The sequence below is a fragment of the Paenibacillus artemisiicola genome (assembly GCF_017652985.1).
GTDB classification, from domain to species: domain Bacteria; phylum Bacillota; class Bacilli; order Paenibacillales; family Paenibacillaceae; genus Paenibacillus_Z; species Paenibacillus_Z artemisiicola.
The window spans coordinates 13,362-30,272 of the sequence record NZ_JAGGDJ010000007.1; the positions used below are offsets into that span (position 1 = coordinate 13,362).

Below are 16,911 nucleotides of genomic sequence, written 5' to 3' on the forward strand. Positions count from 1 at the left end.
CCCCGGGCGGCCGCCTTGAAACAAGCGCCGGGACGAATTCGCCCGGCCTCGGGACGTTCGGCCTACCGTCCGGGACGTTGCGCGGGAGCAGGCGATTCAGCCGGTTTCCCGCCCGTGTATACGTGTATAGGAACGCGGAAAGGCGCCCATGACGGCGAAGCCGGTTCCGCCGGTGTCACCTCTTACTTCCCCTCTATTTCGAATATTCGACAAGCAAAAGGAGCTGGCGCATATGTTTCAGGAATGTTTCCACCACTCGCCGCGGAGCAATTGGGCATACGCCTACGACATGGACACGATCCATCTGCGGGTGCAGACGAAGCGCGACGACGTGGACGAGGTGACGGTCATCGCGGGCGACAAATACGACTGGGCGAGCATCAACGAAGAGCTGCCGATGCTGAAAATCGCGTCCGACCGCTTTTACGATTATTGGGAGGCGGCGGTCAAGCCGAAGTACAAGCGGTTCTCGTATATTTTCCGAATGCGGCAGGGCGAGGAAACGGTCTATCTGTCGGAGGACGGCACCTGCGGCGAGCAGCCGTTCCCGGTGAACGGGTATTACGAGTTTCCGTATATTCACGAAATCGACCTGTTCACGGCGCCGGAGTGGGCGAAGTCGGCGGTGTTCTATCAGATCATGCCCGACCGGTTCGCCGACGGCGACCCGGCGATCGACCCGGAGGGGAAAGCGGAATGGGGCGGCCAGCCGACCGCCGATGCGCATTTCGGCGGCGACCTCCAGGGGATTCTGGACCATCTCGACCACTTGACCGACCTCGGCGTGACGGCCGTCTACCTGACCCCGATCTTCCAGTCTCCCTCCAACCATAAATACGATACCGTCGATTACATGAAGATCGACGAGCATTTCGGCGACAAGGCGGTGCTGAAGCAGCTCGTCCATGCGTGCCACGAACGCGGCATCCGGGTCGTGCTGGACGCCGTCTTCAACCATACGAGCGAGCAATTCCCGCCCTTCCAGGACGTGCTGAAGCACGGCGAGCAGTCGAAGTACGCGGACTGGTTCCACGTGCGGAGCTTCCCCGCGGAGGTGAAGGACGGCATCGCCACGTACGATACGTTCGGCTTCTTCGGCCAGATGCCGAAGCTGAACACGGCGAACCCGAAGACGAAGAAATACCTGCTCGACGTCGCCGAATACTGGATCCGCGAGACGGACATCGACGGCTGGCGGCTCGACGTGGCCAACGAGGTCGACCACCATTTCTGGCGCGCCTTCCGGCAGGTCGTCAAGGCGGCGAAGCCGGACGCGTACATCGTGGGCGAGGTGTGGAACGACTCGCGTCCATGGCTGCAAGGCGACCAGTTCGATTCCGTCATGAACTATCCGTTCGCGGACCGGGTGCTCGGCTTCTTCACCGGCGAAGGCGTCGACGGCCGGACGTTCGCGGAAGGCATGAACACCCTGCTCATGCGTTATCCGCAGGGGACGAACGAGGTGATCTTCAACCTGCTTTCGAGCCACGACACGCCGCGGGTGCTGACGCGCGCGGGCGGGAACAAGCTGAAGCTGAAGCTCTCGGTCGTGTTTCTGCTCACGTACATCGGCACGCCTTGCATCTTCTACGGCGACGAGATCGGGCTGCAGGGCGGCAACGATCCCGACTGCCGGGCGTGCATGATCTGGGACGAAGAACGGCAGGACCGGGAGCTGTACGACTTCTACAAGCTGCTCATCGGGCTGCGCAAGTCCCATCCGGCGCTGCGGAGCGGCCGTTTCCGCTTTCTGAAGGCGGACGAGGGGGACGCGCGCATCGTCTACGAACGGCTGGGCGAGGGCGAGCATTTCACGGTCTGGATGAATCCGACCGGCGAGCGGACCGTGCTGGAGCACGCGATGGAGACGAACGACTGGCACGACGCGCTCACCGGGGACCATGCGCCGGTTAAGGACGGCATGCAGCGGGTGGAGCTGGATCCGTTCGGGTACCGGATCTTGGCGCGGAAGCTGTAGCGGGTCGGGGCGACGGGGCGGCGGTTGCGTGAGCGGCGGTTGCATGAGCGGAGTTAGCCTTCCTGCGTGCGGATTCGGCCGCATGTGCTGTACTGGGTACCGTTCTTGCTGTCCCATGAAAATTAAGGATTAGACTAGAGTCGTTGATTTGACGCGGCTATTAGGGGTAGAGGATCGGCTGCTTTTATGAAATAAGGAGTAGACTACACTCCACAATAACGAAAGGCAGTCTTAAGACTTGGAAAATAAAGTCGTAGACTGCCTCTTGTTATTGGAGCTATCGAGCTGCGAATGAATTTGTTGGTCAGATTCGAAAGCAAAATTTATTCTGCAAATATTTAAGATATTCCCGTATTTGATTCGTTATCCGTGTATTTGCGCTTCGTAATCCGTAACGATTTTCCCGTCATGTTGAATCATCTGACCGTTATGGTTTTCCGTGTCAAGCGCGAGTTGCGCGATGAACTCGCCTGCTTCTTCGGCTGATTTGATGTAGCCATCCATTGCGCCAGCGGTGTGTCCATTCAGATCCGTCGCCACACCACCAGGCATGACGCCAAAAATCTGTTTGCTGCTGCCCGTATTTTTGAACTCAAGCGCGTAATTCATCGCCATCACATTTTGCGCGGCCTTACTGGTCTGATAAGCGAGCGGATGCCAGTGATTAGTCGGCTGGATCGGTATCGTGATGTTCACGATTTTTCCGTTTGCGGCGAGCTTCGGCAGGAAACTTCTAATCATCTCGTGCGTCCCGAGGAAATTGACTTCCAGTGTCTCGCGGAGGTCGTCGGTCGTGTAATCAAACGCTGTTTTCTTCGTGTCGAGGTCGGGGCGGTCAGCCTTGTGACTGTCAGGAATTCCAGCATTGTTGATAAGCAGATCAAGCTGATCGATTTCTTCTGCGGCGTTGTGAATCGTGTCGAAATCGTTCAAATCAATTTTGACAAAACTTGCAGGAATACCTTGTGCCGACAGCTTTTTAACTGCTTCTTGGCCATGACTTTCGCTGCGTGCGCCAACCAAAATTCCAACGCCTGATTTTCCGAGAGCTTCTGCAATCGCAAAGCCGATGCCTTTATTTGCGCCTGTGATGAGTGCTTTCATAATTTTATTTCTCCTTATAAAGTTATATTTAATTAATTTTATAACTGCTTGATGAATCATATCATAACTTTCGCAGTTATATTTGTCAACAATTATAACTTGTGATAAAATCAAAGCATGACTACCAAGGAGAAGATTTTAGAAAAAGCGCAGGAACTGCTGTTGGAAAAAGGCTACGGAAACGTGAGTTTGACGGATATCGCAGCAGCCGTGAATATCTCTCAGCCCGCACTGTACAAGCATTTCAAGAATAAAGCAGATCTTTGGGAATTACTCGCTTTTAACTGGCTTGATGCCATGCTGGCTGACCTTTTCCCGTACAACGTCGACCCGAAAAAGTCGCAATCCGAGACGATTCACGACTGGTTTTGGACGCTCGCGAGCGCTAAACACGCCGCTTACAAGGCTGAACCCGTCATGTTCAAGCTCTATACAGAGTATCTAAGTACTAAGCCCGAGCTCGTTGAAAGACACATGAACGACCTGATTGACAGCCTCGGGGCCGTTTCCGGTATGACTGACCGCCAAGACAAACGGTGTTTGATTGGCTTGTTTTCGCGTTTTCATCACCCCATGTTCGCCGACTTTTGGGATGAGAACACGCAAGACGATTTTGAACGAACCTGGAAATTTGTTGAACCTTATTTTAAGGCAAAAACCATCTTATAATTTCGTAAGATGGTTTTTAATTTCCGTGAGCGCTTTATCTTTCATGTTAAGATAGCGTTCCCCATTTCGGGGGCTTTTTAGAACCATAAACCGTATAATACCGACATCTAAAAAGTGGCAGTCATGGACTAAAAGTCCTCCAACCTGCACCTCGCGCGGCGCGTGCATTTAGACTAACGTCTTCAATGGGGGCTAGTTCTTCAACCGCTAGTTCAAAAAGACGCACCGATTAGCGGTGCGTCTTTTTGCGTTAACCTCGATCGTCTAGTGCCGTCGGCGGGTGTCTAATCCTTTATTCTCTCAGTTTACTTATTTTCCCAGTCTAGTACTTTATTTTCGCTGATCCCTTGCAGCGAAAATCACGAGCTCAGCCGCATGTACTGTACCGGATACCGTTCTTGCACCGAAAATCGAGGTTTCGGTAGCATGTGCCGTACTGGGTACCGTTCTTGCAGCGTAAATCGCGGTTTCGGCCGCATGTACCGTACTGGGTACCGTTCTTGGCCGCTAAATCGCGGATTCGGTCGCATGTACCGTACTGGGTACCGTTCTTGGCCGCGGGACGCCCCTTACTCGCCTCGACCCAGTCTCAACAACGGGCGGAAAAGCCGCCCGCGCGCAACAAAGCCGGGACGCATGATCGCGTCCCGGCTTTTCTGTTGCTATGGCTTGCTGCTTCGGCGCTTACGCGTCCTGCGCACCGCCGCCGCTGCCCGCAGATGCCGCCTCGATGTCGCCGAGCGCCCAGAAGCCGCTCGGCACGTCGCTCCACGAGGACCGCGCCGCGTTCAGCGGTTGAATGCCCAGCGTGCGGTTGAGCACGACGACCGCTTCGGCGCGCGTCAGCGTGCGGTCCGGCCGGAAGCTGCCGTCCTCGTAGCCCTGCAGGAAGCCCGCGCCTTGGGCCGTGCGGATCGCTTGCTCCGCCCAGCTGCCGGCCGTGTCCGTGAAGCCCGGGCCCGGCTTGGCCGCGCTGCCCGACAGACGGACGGCGATTGCCGCCATTTCCGCCCGGCTGACCGGCTGCTCCGGCTTAAAGCTGCCGTCGCCGTAGCCGCTCATCAGGCCGGCCGCCGTCGCTTTCGCGATGGCCGCGGCCGCCCAATGACCCGGCTTCACGTCTTTGTACGCCTTGCCGGCCGTGCCGCCGGCGCTTGGCGCGACGCGCGACAGAATCGTCGCCAGCTCGGCGCGCGTGAGCGTGTTGCCCGGCTTGAACAGATGCCCGTCGAAGCCTTGAATATACGGCTGCTTGGCGCCAGCCGCGCCTGTCAATTTCAGCGGCGCGAACGTGCTGAACTTCGTCGTCGCGAACCGGACGCCCGGTTTGCCGCCGAAGGATGCCGCTTCGCCCGGCTTGAACTCCTTCGTGCCGTCGCTGTGCTCGATGTAGACGCCGAGCGTGCCCGGCGCGCCGTTCGCGTCCGCGGCCTGCAGCGGCAGCACGAGCGTCACCTCGCCTTGCGGCAGGTTGGTCGCGATGTCGACCGGACGGCCGGCGAGCTCCGCCGCGCCGCCGTTCGCCCCGACCGCGGCGACCGCGGATGCTTTGGCGCGGCCTTCGATTTGCGCGCCCTGCTCCGTCGATTTGACCGGGGTCAAGTCAAGATACAGACTGCCGTCCGCTTGCTTCAGCAGCGCGTTCGGAATATGCAGCTTGACGTTCGCCGCATCGATATCGAGATCGAGGCCGCTTTCGGCCAGCTGCTTGACCGCGTCCGCCGCCAGCTTGACGCTGGCCAGCGCGGCGGCATCCGTCGCGTCCGGAATGGACAGCGTGACCGCGCTTTGACCGGCCGCCTTCTGCTTGTCGATCAGCGCGCGGGCGTTATCGCCCGTCAGCGCCAGCTCATCCTTCACGGTACCGTCCGGCTGCGTGGTGCGCACGACCTGCGGCGCGGACGGATCCGTGACCACGATGCCGCCGCCCGAGCCAACCGGCGGCGTAACGGTGCCCGCGGAGACGTTGAATTTCAGCGCGTCCGCCAGCATCAGCTCGCCCGACTTCTTGACGACGCGGATCGTATGCGCGCCGTCCGCCAAAGCGTCGGAACGGAAGAGACTCGTCTGCGCGGTCCGGTCCGCCGAGTGGGCGCTTACCGTCGCCTTCAGCTCGCCGTCGATAGAGATCTCCATGTCGCCTTGCTTCGGACTGGTCGGAGCCAGCAGCTCGACGCCGGTTCCTTGGAACGCGTACGCGTAGGCGCTGCCGTCCTCGGTCGCGGCATGGATATCGTCCGCGTAATCGCCTTTCAGGCGGAACGTCAGCTTTGTCGTGCCCGCCGGCTGCGCGTCCAGGTACGCTTTCGCGATCGTGACCTTCCGGTCGTCGATCGTGTAATCCGATCCTTCCGCCAGCTCCGCGGCACCGTTCCAGATGCCGCTCAGGCTATCCGCGCTGAACATGAGGTTGACGCTGACGTCTTCCGAAGCGCCTTTCTCGTAGTCGGTCGACGAAACGTCGATCAGGTCGGGCAGTTGGACCCGCAGCGCGTCGAGCAGCATGAATTTACCCGTCTTCTTGACGGCCTTCAGCGTGTGGAAGCCGTTGGTCAGCCCCGTCGCGGAGAAAACCGTGACTTGAGGCTTGTTATGCGCATCCGTGCCGTAGGTGCTGACCGTGCCTTGGCTCACGCCGTCGATGAAGATCTCGACGTCGCCTTGGCCCTGATCCACTTCCGTGATGTAGTCGATGCCCGTGCCCTGGAACGTATACGTGAAGAAGGCGCCTTCGCCCTCGGTCCACTGCACGTCGTCCTTGTAATCGCCCAGGTTGCGGCCGCCGCTGCCGCTCCAGCCCCCGGTGTAGCGGATCGACGGGTCGTTGTTGTTGATCATCGCGTAGCGGCCCGGGGAAGCCGAGTTGCTGACGGAGACGACGAGCGTGCGCGGCGTGCTCTGCGCGAACTCGAACGTCAAGCTCGTATCGCCGACCGGCTGCGAGGCCAGGTACGCTTTCAGGATGCGCACGGTCGAGCCGTCGACCGCGTAATCCTCACCCGCGGTCAGCGTGTCCGCGCCGTTCTTGACGGCGGTCAGGCTGTTGCCGTCCGGAAGCGCGAGGGTCACGTCGATGTCGCGCTGCGCCGTCGGCCGTTTATCGAACTGCGCCGCCGTCGGGCTGATCGACGTGCCGCTCACCGCGATGGACAGGCTCTGCGCGTCGCCGCCGGCGAACGAGAACGTCAGCTGCGCCGGCTGGCCGGAAGGCTGCTGCGCGAGATACGCCGCTTTGATCGTCGCCGTATTGCCGCTTGCCGTATAATCGGTTCCCGCTTGCAGCGCCGTCCCGCCTTGCTTGATGCCGCTCAGGGAGCCTGCGCCGAACGGCAGCGGAACGGTGATGTCCGCGGGCGCGTCCTTATTGAAGCCGGCCGACGACGGCGCGCCGAGCAGCGTGTCCGCCGTCACCTTGAGCGCGTCGAACAGGAAGTAATGCTCGCCGCCGTCGTTGCGGACGACGCGCAGCGTATGCGGTCCTTGTGCCAGACCGGACACGGTGTACGCCACCGCCTGTCCCGCCTGAACAGCGTCCTGGGTATCGACGGTTTCTTTCAGCTCGCCGTCGACGTAAACGTCCAGCTTGCCGCTGCTGGAGCTTTTCTCGGCCCAGACTTCGATGCCCGTGCCGTTGAATTCGTACGACATCTCCGGCTGCGTGCCGCCATTCGGCTCGCCGTAATGAACGTCGCCCTGGTAGTCGTTGAACGACCGGTTATTGCTGTAGCCCCACTGGTTCTGGTACTGAATGGCCGGATCGTTGTCGTTGATCATGACCGTATGGGAAGCCGCGGCTTCCGTCGCCGCAGGCGCGCCGCCGTCCGGGCTGCCGTTCGCGCCGTCGCCCGTTCCGGCCGGTCCTTCAGAAGCGGTTACGACGGGATCCGTCACGATGACGGACAAGTCCTGCGCGTCCCGCACCAGCTCGTTGCCGCCGTTGCGCGTCCACGCGCCTTCGTATTTCATGCCGGTGTCGTCGTCATTCACGATCGAGGAACCGCCTTGCGCCGTCACCTTGAACAGCCGGGAAGCGTGCGGCTCGAGGTAGACCGACTGGATGCCCGCGTCGGAGCTGCCCAGCTCCTGATGGCTCCACAGATCGCGGATCGACGCCGAACCGCTCAGGCCGATGTCGCTCCAGTTCACGCCGACCTTGGCGCCTTTGCTGCCGAGGTTGAACAGCGCGACCGTGTACGTGCCGTCGCCGTTGTTGGCATACCATGCCTGCTGGTCCGAAGCCGTGGAGACCGGATGAATGGGATGGCCGGCCTGGTTGACGGCGATGACATCGTCGTTGGTCAGGAGCGAGAGTCCGTAATCGTCCAGGTTCGCGATGTCGTCGCCTATGTACAGCTGCGCCGACGAGGCGGCCCACAGCGTCATGGCCGTTTGCCGTTCGTCCTTCGTCAGGCCGGACGTGGCGCCGTTGCCGATATCGAGCGAGTCGAAATCGTTCCAGCCGCCCGGGCCCGCATCTCGCCACCACAGCTCCGCGTCGGGGAAGAGGCGGGCGACGTTGCTCCACTGCGTCATGCCGACGGCCGGATTATAGGATTCCACGTCCCAATCGACGCGCCAGCCGTTCGCGTATTTCTTCCAGAAGTCCACGTAGTTATGGTCGAGCGCCCACGAAATCTCGAACCAAATATGATGTCTGCTCAGCGCCTCGGACCACGCTTTGACGTCGTCGCGCGCGTCGATCGACGTGTCGTTATGGCCGGAGCCCGGCGTCACGCTGTCGAACTTGACGAAATCCACGCCCCACGACGCGATTTCGTCCGCGACGGAATCGACGTACTTCTGCGCGCACGGATTGCTGAAATCGATCTTGTAGCCGAGGTTCCAGTAATCCGCGGTCGTGTACGGTTTGACGGCGATATCGCCGATCGTGCAGCCGGGCGCGTCATAGATCGGCAAATTCTCTTCCACGGCCGTCGGCGATATGCCCGGAATCAGGTAGATCCCGATCTTCTGCCCGTTATTGTGCACGTAGTTGGCAAGGTTCTCAAAGCCGCCCGGATAAAGCGTCGTGCTCGGCACGGGACGTCCGTATTCGTCCATGCTGCCGTTCCAGCCGGCGTCGATATTGATATAGTTGTAGCCGTGCGACTGCAGCTTCTCGTGCATCGCGTCGGACATTTGCTTGATTTTCGCTTCGGACGTCCAATTGCCGGACGGTCCGTCGTAGACCTGCAAGCTGTAGCTGCTCCAGCCCATGTACGGCTTTTGCGCGAGGCCGTTGTCGGCGGCTTCCGCCACGTTCGCCCGCGGCCCGGTCCACCCGAACTGCGCGACGATGACGGCCGCCAGCAGAAAACCGATCCACGGTTTTCGCAGACGCATTGCATAAAGATTCAATGTACGCATCCCCTTATGAATAAGATCGTGCAAACGCTGGTACGACTGGATGAAGGGTCTCCGCAGGGACGGTAACGGCCGTCCGCGGCTCCGCGTCGGTCAATGCCTCCTTTCCGTATGCGGTTGCCCGCCGCCGCGGCCGAACGCGCGGCTCCGCGTCCGGTTGAGAGCGCTTTAATTTCGGCGCTCGCCTCTTCCCGCCGGAGGCGGCGCGTATCGGGCGGCGATGCGACCCACAAGGATGACAGCGCTTACGTAAAGCCGATTGTAGACGAACATCGCTGCCAAAAGTAGGTACATTTCGGTCGTTTACCGTACGATTCCCCCCGAATGCGGCAGGTACACTTCGCGTTCGGGCGTCCAATTCTCCCGAATTGCCGCGCACGCCCCATGGCTCCCCGCAGCCGCCGGCCGAACCAAGCGCCCGGCAGCGACGCCGCGGGCCTGCCGCCCGCCGGGGGCGCTGCCCTGCATCGCCGGCTCACCGCGCTGCATAATTATCCATCGGCACCATGCCCTCAGCCATGACTGGCGCGCTCCTTCTTTTCCGCTGGTCCCGCGCCTGTCCGTCCCAGCCCCGACCGCACGGCCGACGAATGAGCGTGGCTCTTGCGGCTACAACCCACCAGCGGCATGCGACCCATAGGGCGACGCGGCCGTAGTCGGAAACCAGGCGGTAACGGGTTGACGCGCCAACATGCCGCTCGTGCGGTTGGTCTTGTTAGCCGCGTATTTAAGCGGCCACCACAGCGGTTATTTCGGACTTTCCGGGCTTTTTACGCGTTTGGCGGCCACACGATCCGTTATTTGCCTCTTCGAGCATGGATTGGCACCCATTTGAGGCGATTAGCGGCTCCTGTGGCCGCTTAAATGCCAAAAACATCCCTAAATCGCAAAATAGCGGATCTCCTGGCCGCGTAGATGGCAGTCCGCCAACGAAACCGCAATTCGACCCGAATAATGGCGTTATGGCGGTCGCCACCTGCACCGCATCGTAATTTAAACTGCCTAACGTACCGCACCCGTAGCACCGTACCGCGACTTGAGCCGCGCAGACGACAGACAGTACGTCATGGGCATCGCTTGCAGCTTACCCCGCACGGAGGACGGTCCACCGCCGGCACTCCCTCGTAACTTCTGCCATGTGCATGGCAGCCCGCCACGGCACCGCGGCTTGTTCTGCATATCCGGGGCACCGCGGCTTGTCCAGCATATCCGGGGCACCGCGGCTTGTCCAGCATATCCGGGGCACCGCCCCGCAACTCGGCCCGCACGCACGGCGGGAGACGTGCCGTGGTTGCCGCAAAGGCGCGATAAGGGTCGGAGATTCGGGCATATCGGCGGCAGGGCGATAAAGTTGCGCTGCGGTGCCCGCAGTGGCGCGGCGCGCGACCAAAAGGCGGATCGTCGTAAAGACGAAGCACCGGCTAATCGTTCAACGTCGTCCCGTCCCACTTCCCCGGAAACTGACCCGGAGTCCAAATTACTGATACACCGCCTCCCGCTGTATCGGTAGCCAGGCCAGCCGCGAAGGCTTGGACAGGGCCAGTCCGCGGGATGCCGGGCATTGTCGAAACCTTTTTCGCCTCTGAAGCAGGCCAAAGGGATTATAATACAGGGGTTTGCTCATATACTCTAACTGGGTGCAGGACTAACGCCGCAACGCAGCGTCACGGCGCGAACGCGCGAGGGAACGGCCGCCCGCCGCCGCCTCGCGCCGATACGGACGCCTCCTTGAAACCGCGGAATAGGAGGCGCCCCGGCTCTCGTCTGCGCGCCTTCCCCCACCGACGTTCCCGGACATGCGTCAACCGCGAACGCGCGGGTATATACCCGCCGTTTTACCGCTTGAAGCGCCGATTTTTCCCTGTGCGCAGGAAAAGTTTTTGGGCGTTTCATCCTATTTTGCCGCGTGTATAAAACTAGTACAACGGACTTCGGGGAGGAAACGAAATGAATTCGAATGGTTGTGTCGCTATGCTGCTGGCAGGAGGAGAGGGGCGGCGCTTGGCTCCGTTGACGGAGTCCATGGCGAAACCGGCCGTGCCTTTCGGCGGCAGCTGCCGCATCATCGACTACACGCTGAGCAACTGCATCAACTCGGGCATCGGCACGATCGGGGTATTGACGCAGTATATGGCGGATTCGCTTCATGCGCATATCGGGGACGGGACCTCCTGGCATGCGAACGGCCGCGCGGCGGACATCGAGCTGCTGCCTTCCGATCGCGCCGGCGAGCACGGATATGCGGGAACGGCCGACGCGATTTACCAAAATCTCGACTTCCTCGACCGGAAAGCGCCGGAGCATGTGCTGATCCTGTCGGGCGACCATATTTACCGCATGGATTACCGGCGCATGCTTGAAGACCATATCGAGAGCGGCGCGGCGGCCACGATCGCGGTCAAGCGCGTGCCGTGGCGGGACGCGAGCCGGTTCGGCATCATGATCGCGGACGAGCAACGCCGCATCGCGGAGTTCGCCGAGAAGCCCGCGAAGCCGAAGAGCAATCTGGCCTCCATGGGCATTTACATTTTCAAATGGAAGGCGCTGCGGGAAGCGCTGCTGGCGGACCGGGCCGACCCGGCTTCGAGCCGCGACTTCGGCAAGGACATCATTCCGCGGCTGCTGAAGAACGGCACGCCTCTGCTGGCGCATGCGTTCGACGGCTACTGGCGCGACGTCGGCACGGTCGAAAGCCTGTGGGAGGCGCACATGGACCTCATCGACGGCGAGCTCGACCGCGCTGCCGGCGCGAAGCCGTGGCCGATCCTGTCCAGCGTACGGAGCCGGCCCGAGCGGTCCTACTTGTGCCCGAACGCGGACGTGCAAAGCTCGTACGTGCATCCCGGCAGCGCGATCAAGGGGGATCTGGACCGCTGCGTCGTGTTCGGCGATGTCATCGTCGAGGAAGACGCGGACATCCGCGAAAGCGTCCTGATGCCCGGCGCCCGCATCGGCCCCGGCGCGCGTCTGTCCCGCGTCATCGTCGGCGAAGGCGCCGTTATCGAGGAAGGCGCGGTCATCGGCAGCCTGAACGGCGACGTCACGGTCATCGCGCCGGGCGAGTGCGTCGCGGCGCATCCGCGCTTCGTCGTGACGCCGGACCGCCTGCCGCAGTCGCTGTACGACCGCGATGCGGCCGCTTCGGCCGGCATCGTCTACGACAAAGCCTGATTCGGCCGACGCCGAACGGAATCATACTTATTTCGAGTTTCGAACGAACCTCCATATGCGAATCGAAAGGAATCCCTAACGAAACGCCCGAACGCGGGAAGCGCGGCTTCCTTCCGTTCGGGCGTTTCTTGTGCCGGCCGTTTTGCCGGCTGCGAAACCCGCAGGACGGACAAACGCAGGCCAACTCCGAGCGCGATACGGGCGATACGTCGCCGGATGCGCAGAGACGCCGGCGCTCGAACATGCGCTTCGCCGCGCGGAGCGGCGAAGCCAAGGTTCCCCGCCTGCCGATCGGGCTGGCCCGCGGCGAGGCCTACCTTCGGCGGCAGCAGCAGCGGATCCCTCATCCGCGCCCGCAAACGCCCCAAAAGGCCCGCATCCCTACGCGGGCCTTTCCTCCTGCTATTTCACGCGCACGGAGCGCCGTTCCTCGGCCGCCTTCAAAGCGGCCTGGATCAGCTTCAGCGAGACAAGCCCGTCCCGCGCGCTGACCGGCGGCTTCTTTCCTTTCCGGATCGCCTCGATGAACGCGTCGATGACGCCGCTCTCCGTCTGGTTGTCGTTCGTCTGCATGCCGTCGATTTCGTATTCCTTGGACGTGCCGTCGCTCCGCTTCAGCTGGACGGGGTACGTTTCGTTGGCGAAAATCTTCAAAATCCCCTTCTCGCCGTACAGCACCGTGCTGTTGTCTTCCTCGCCGTAATACGTCCAACTCAGGGCCACGGTGCCGAGCACGCCGCCTTCCGTCTGCACGATGCACACCATGTTGTCGTTCACCGCGATCGGCTCGCCTTCCGTATCGGTCTTATGCAGCGCCCCGCTGAACGCCGCGATGTCGGCGATCTCGTCGTCCAGCAAGTAGCGGATCAGGTCCAGCTTATGAATGCCGAGGTCGCCCGCGGCGCCGAGCCCGGACCGCTCCTTGCTGAAAAACCACGTGTCCATGCTCTTCACGAACGCCCAATGCTCCGGTCCGCTGTGGCCGAAGGTCGTCTGGAACGTCAGCACCCGTCCGATCTCGCCCGAATCGATCAGCCGCTTCGCGATCCTGTGCGCCTTGGAGAATCGCTGGTTATGGCCGATCATCAGGATGCCGTCCGATTTCTCTTCCGCCTTCATCATCGCCCGCGCGGCGGCGACCGAGATCGCGATCGGCTTCTCGCACAGCACGTGCTTGCCGGCGCGCAGCGCCTTGACCGTCACTTCCTCGTGCGTCTCGTTCGACGTGCACACGCTGACCGCGTCGATCGTCTCGTCCGCGATGACGTCGTCGATGCTCGGCGCGACCCGGCCGCCGAACTGATCGGCCAGCCGCTGCGCCCGTTCCGGGTTATGGTCGAAGAAGGCGGCGATCTCCGCATGCCCGTTCGCCGCGTACTCCGGCGCGTGCCGAAGCTCCGCGATCGAGCCGCAGCCGATGATCGCTACTCGGATTGTCATGCGTCATCACCTCATCGATTGAAGTCGGCCCGCGCCTGCGGCGCAACGCCTCTGCTTCTTTATTAACCCATTCCGAACGAGAAGGAAGCAACCGGGGGGCGGGCGCCGGCCAACCTAAAAAAGGCGCCGCTTCCGCCCGATGGGGCGAAAACGACGCCTGTCCGCAAAGCTTGCCCGGCTGCGGCTGCCTGCCGGCGCGGCTGCGATCACACCAGCTTGAACCGCTCCAGCTGCTCCCGCAGCCCTTCCCGCTTCAAAATCTCCACCTGCTTCTCGCCGATCAGGTCGAAGTGCGGAAACGGTTCGCGGCGGTGAATGTAGGCGGGATCCAACCCGTTGCGCCGGCACCAGGCGGCCAGCTTCTCGAGGTCGCCGCAGCCGACCTTGGTGACGGTCTTGGCGTCCTTGAAGCGCGGCTCGAGCCAGTAGTGGGTCAAATAGGCGATCTCGCCGCGCGACACCGCCGCCTTCCAGCGCGCCAGCTCCTCGCGCGTGACTCCGAATGCCATGGGGCGCCTCCTTCTCCTGCCGTCCTGCGCAGGATGCCGCGATGCCTTCTATTGTGCCCGAAACGGCGGCCGGGAGCAACTCGGGGGCGCGGCCGGTGTCAGCCCGGTCCGTCCAGCCGTCAGCTTCCGACGTCCGGCAGCTGCCGTCAGCCGCGCAGAGCCGCGCCTCGCATCGGCGCGAAGAACGTCTGCTCCACCTCGGCCGGGGGCAGCGGGCGGCTGTAATAGTACCCCTGGATTTTCTCGCAGTCGTTGTCCGTCAAAATATCCAGCTGCTCCTTCGTCTCGATGCCCTCCGCGATGACGTCCATGTTCAAATGCTGGGCCATCGAGATGATCGTCGCCACGATCGCCTTGTCGTTGCGGTTCACCGTAATGTCGCGGATGAAGGAGCGGTCGATCTTCAGCTTGTGGATCGGCAGCAGCTTCAGATAGCTCAGAGAGCTGTAGCCCGTGCCGAAGTCGTCGAGGCTGATCCGGATGCCGTAATCGGTCAGCTCGTTCAGGATGCCGATCGAGACCGAGGCGTCCATCATCATGCTTTCCGTAATCTCCAGCTCCAGGTACTGCGGCGCCAGACCGGTTTCTTCCAGAATGTTCTTGATGTATTGCGTCAAATTCGGCTGGTGGAACTGCTGCGACGACAGATTCACCGACACCGTGATAAGCGGGCCGCCCGCGTCGTGCCAGGTTTTCATCTGGCGGCACGCCTCCCGCAGCACCCAGGTGCCGAGCTCGTAGATCATGCCCGTCTCTTCCGCGATCGGAATGAATACGCCCGGCGACACGACGCCTCTGGACGGATGGCGCCAGCGGACGAGCGCCTCGACGCCGATCATCCGGCCGTCTCCCGTCCGGATCTGCGGCTGGTAATCCAGGTACAGCTGATCCCGCCCGATCGCCTGCCGCAGCTCGACCTCCAGCTCGATTTTGTGCTGCAGCTGCGCGTTCAGCTCCCCGGTATAGAATTGGTAGCCGTTCTTCCCGTTCTTCTTGACCTCGTACATCGCCGTATCGGCGTTCTTGAGCAACTGCACCGCGTCCTCCCCGTCCTGCGGGTAGAAGGCGATGCCGATGCTGGCCGTCACGTAGAAGTCGTTCTCCTTCAGGCGAAACGGCACCCCGACGGCCGCGATGATGCGCTTCGCGAACCGCTCCGCCTCGTCCTTCCCGTACCGGCCGTCGCAGAGCAGCGTGAATTCGTCGCCGCCCATCCGGGCCAGCGTCACCTGCTCGTCTTCGAGGCAGGCCACGATCCGCTTGCCCACTTCCTGCAAGAATTGATCCCCGTACGTGTGGCCGAGCGAATCGTTGATCAGCTTGAAGCGATCCATGTCCATGACCATGACGGAGAACCGATCGGGCCGGCCCTCGATCAGCTCCGCGAGCGATCGGTTCAGCATCCGGCGGTTCGGAAGGCCCGTCAGCTCGTCGTGGAAGGCCAAGTACTGGATCTTCTCCTTCGCCGCCTTCTCCTCCGTCACGTCCTTGGCGATCATATAGCTGCCGACGATGCCTTCGTCCTGCACGACCGGCACGTTGACGACGCTCAGCTCGATGCGTCTCCCGTCGCGATGGACGAACGCCGTCTGATAGCTCTGCGCCTCGCCGCCCAGCGACCTCCGGAAATGCTCGCGCGTTCGCTCCCGCTCTTCCTCGGCGATATGCGGAAGCAGGTCGTCGATGCCGCGGCTGCGCAGCCAATCGCCGGACAACCCCGTCACCTCGGTCGCCGCCGCGTTGAAGCCCGTGATGCGGTGCGAAGTGTCGATCGAGATGATCGCGTCCTGGTTATTGTCGAACAGCGACTTGTACCAATTCTCGCTTTGCTGAAGCTCGGAATCCTGGCGGGACAGCCGGTTGGAAATGTAGATGCCGAACAGGGACAGGCCCAGCGTGAACAGCGTGCCGCCCGCGATGACGTAAGGCAGGAACGTATGGTTCAGCACCATCCCGCGGACGGCGTGCGGCGCGGCGTCCGTCTCGAACCGCGCGGCGCGCATGCCCGTGTAATGCATCCCGGCGACGGCGGCCCCCATGATCAGGCTGGCGCCGAGCTTCTTCCAGACGCCGCCCCGCTCGTCGCCCCGCCGCAGGTAGAACGCCAGCCACAGCGCCGCGAGCGAGGCCGCGACGGCGATCAGAATCGAGCAGGCGAACAGCAGCGGATCGTAGGCAATGCCGATCTGCATGGCCGCCATGCCCGTATAATGCATGGCCGAAATCCCGGTCGCGAGCAGCAGCCCGCCCGCGATCAGCCGCCGCGCCGACGGCCGGCTGCGGCCGACCGCGAACAGCCCGGCGAAGGACGCGGCGATCGCCGCCGCCACGGACAGCACGACCTTGTCCAGGTCGTAGGCGACCGAGACGCTGAGCGAGAAGGCCAGCATGCCGACGAAATGCATCGACCAGATGCCGAGCCCCATCGCCGCCGCGCCGAACAGCAGCCAGCCCCAGCGGGAAGCGCCCTTCGCCGTGCTGATCCGCCCGACCAGATCCAAGACGGTGTAAGAGGCCACGACCGCCACCACATAAGAAAACCACACCAGCAACATATCGTAAGTCCCGTGCGCGTGATGCAAACCCGTCCCTCATTTCTAATCTGATTCATTCATGTTAACGGAATCGGAGGAGCGGCGGAAGTCCCAATTTACGATTTTTGGACCGAATTTTTGC

At 61.9% G+C, this 16,911-nt stretch carries 8 protein-coding genes; 3 read left to right on the forward strand and 5 right to left on the reverse strand.

What is annotated here, in order from left to right:
- The first annotated feature begins 232 nt into the window (after positions 1–232).
- Positions 233–1,978: an alpha-glycosidase gene (locus I8J29_RS12540; RefSeq protein ID WP_208847939.1), complete on the forward strand. Its 1,746-nt coding sequence runs from the start codon at positions 233–235 to the stop codon at positions 1,976–1,978.
- A 363-nt stretch (positions 1,979–2,341) separates the two neighbouring features.
- Here I8J29_RS12540 and I8J29_RS12545 read toward each other — a convergent pair whose 3' ends face one another.
- The gene (locus tag I8J29_RS12545; protein ID WP_208847940.1) at positions 2,342–3,082 is read right to left on the reverse strand and encodes an SDR family NAD(P)-dependent oxidoreductase; all 741 of its coding nucleotides are present in this window, start codon (positions 3,080–3,082) and stop codon (positions 2,342–2,344) included.
- 117 nt (positions 3,083–3,199) lie between these two features.
- On the opposite strand from I8J29_RS12545, the gene I8J29_RS12550 reads away from it, so the two are divergent.
- The gene (locus tag I8J29_RS12550; protein ID WP_208847941.1) at positions 3,200–3,751 is read left to right on the forward strand and encodes a TetR/AcrR family transcriptional regulator; all 552 of its coding nucleotides are present in this window, start codon (positions 3,200–3,202) and stop codon (positions 3,749–3,751) included.
- Positions 3,752–4,435: 684 nt separating this feature from the next.
- Here the strand turns inward: I8J29_RS12550 and I8J29_RS12555 are convergent.
- On the reverse strand, positions 4,436–9,109 hold the full coding sequence (locus I8J29_RS12555; RefSeq protein WP_240546136.1) for a X2-like carbohydrate binding domain-containing protein: 4,674 nt from the start codon (positions 9,107–9,109) through the stop codon (positions 4,436–4,438).
- A 1,977-nt stretch (positions 9,110–11,086) separates the two neighbouring features.
- On the opposite strand from I8J29_RS12555, the gene I8J29_RS12560 reads away from it, so the two are divergent.
- A complete protein-coding gene (locus I8J29_RS12560; protein WP_276316281.1) occupies positions 11,087–12,286 on the forward strand; it encodes a sugar phosphate nucleotidyltransferase in 1,200 nt (399 codons plus the stop codon).
- 402 nt (positions 12,287–12,688) lie between these two features.
- Here the strand turns inward: I8J29_RS12560 and I8J29_RS12565 are convergent, their stop codons facing one another.
- The 3 genes from I8J29_RS12565 to I8J29_RS12575 form a co-directional block, all read right to left on the reverse strand.
- Complete coding sequence (locus I8J29_RS12565; RefSeq protein ID WP_208847944.1) at positions 12,689–13,726, reverse strand: Gfo/Idh/MocA family protein; 1,038 nt, start codon at positions 13,724–13,726, stop codon at positions 12,689–12,691.
- A gap of 206 nt (positions 13,727–13,932) precedes the next feature.
- Positions 13,933–14,235 (reverse strand): hypothetical protein, encoded by a 303-nt coding sequence (locus I8J29_RS12570; protein WP_208847945.1) that lies wholly within the window; start codon positions 14,233–14,235, stop codon positions 13,933–13,935.
- Positions 14,236–14,381: 146 nt separating this feature from the next.
- Positions 14,382–16,790, reverse strand: coding sequence for an EAL domain-containing protein (locus I8J29_RS12575; protein WP_208847946.1), 2,409 nt, complete (start codon positions 16,788–16,790; stop codon positions 14,382–14,384).
- Positions 16,791–16,911 lie beyond the last annotated feature (121 nt).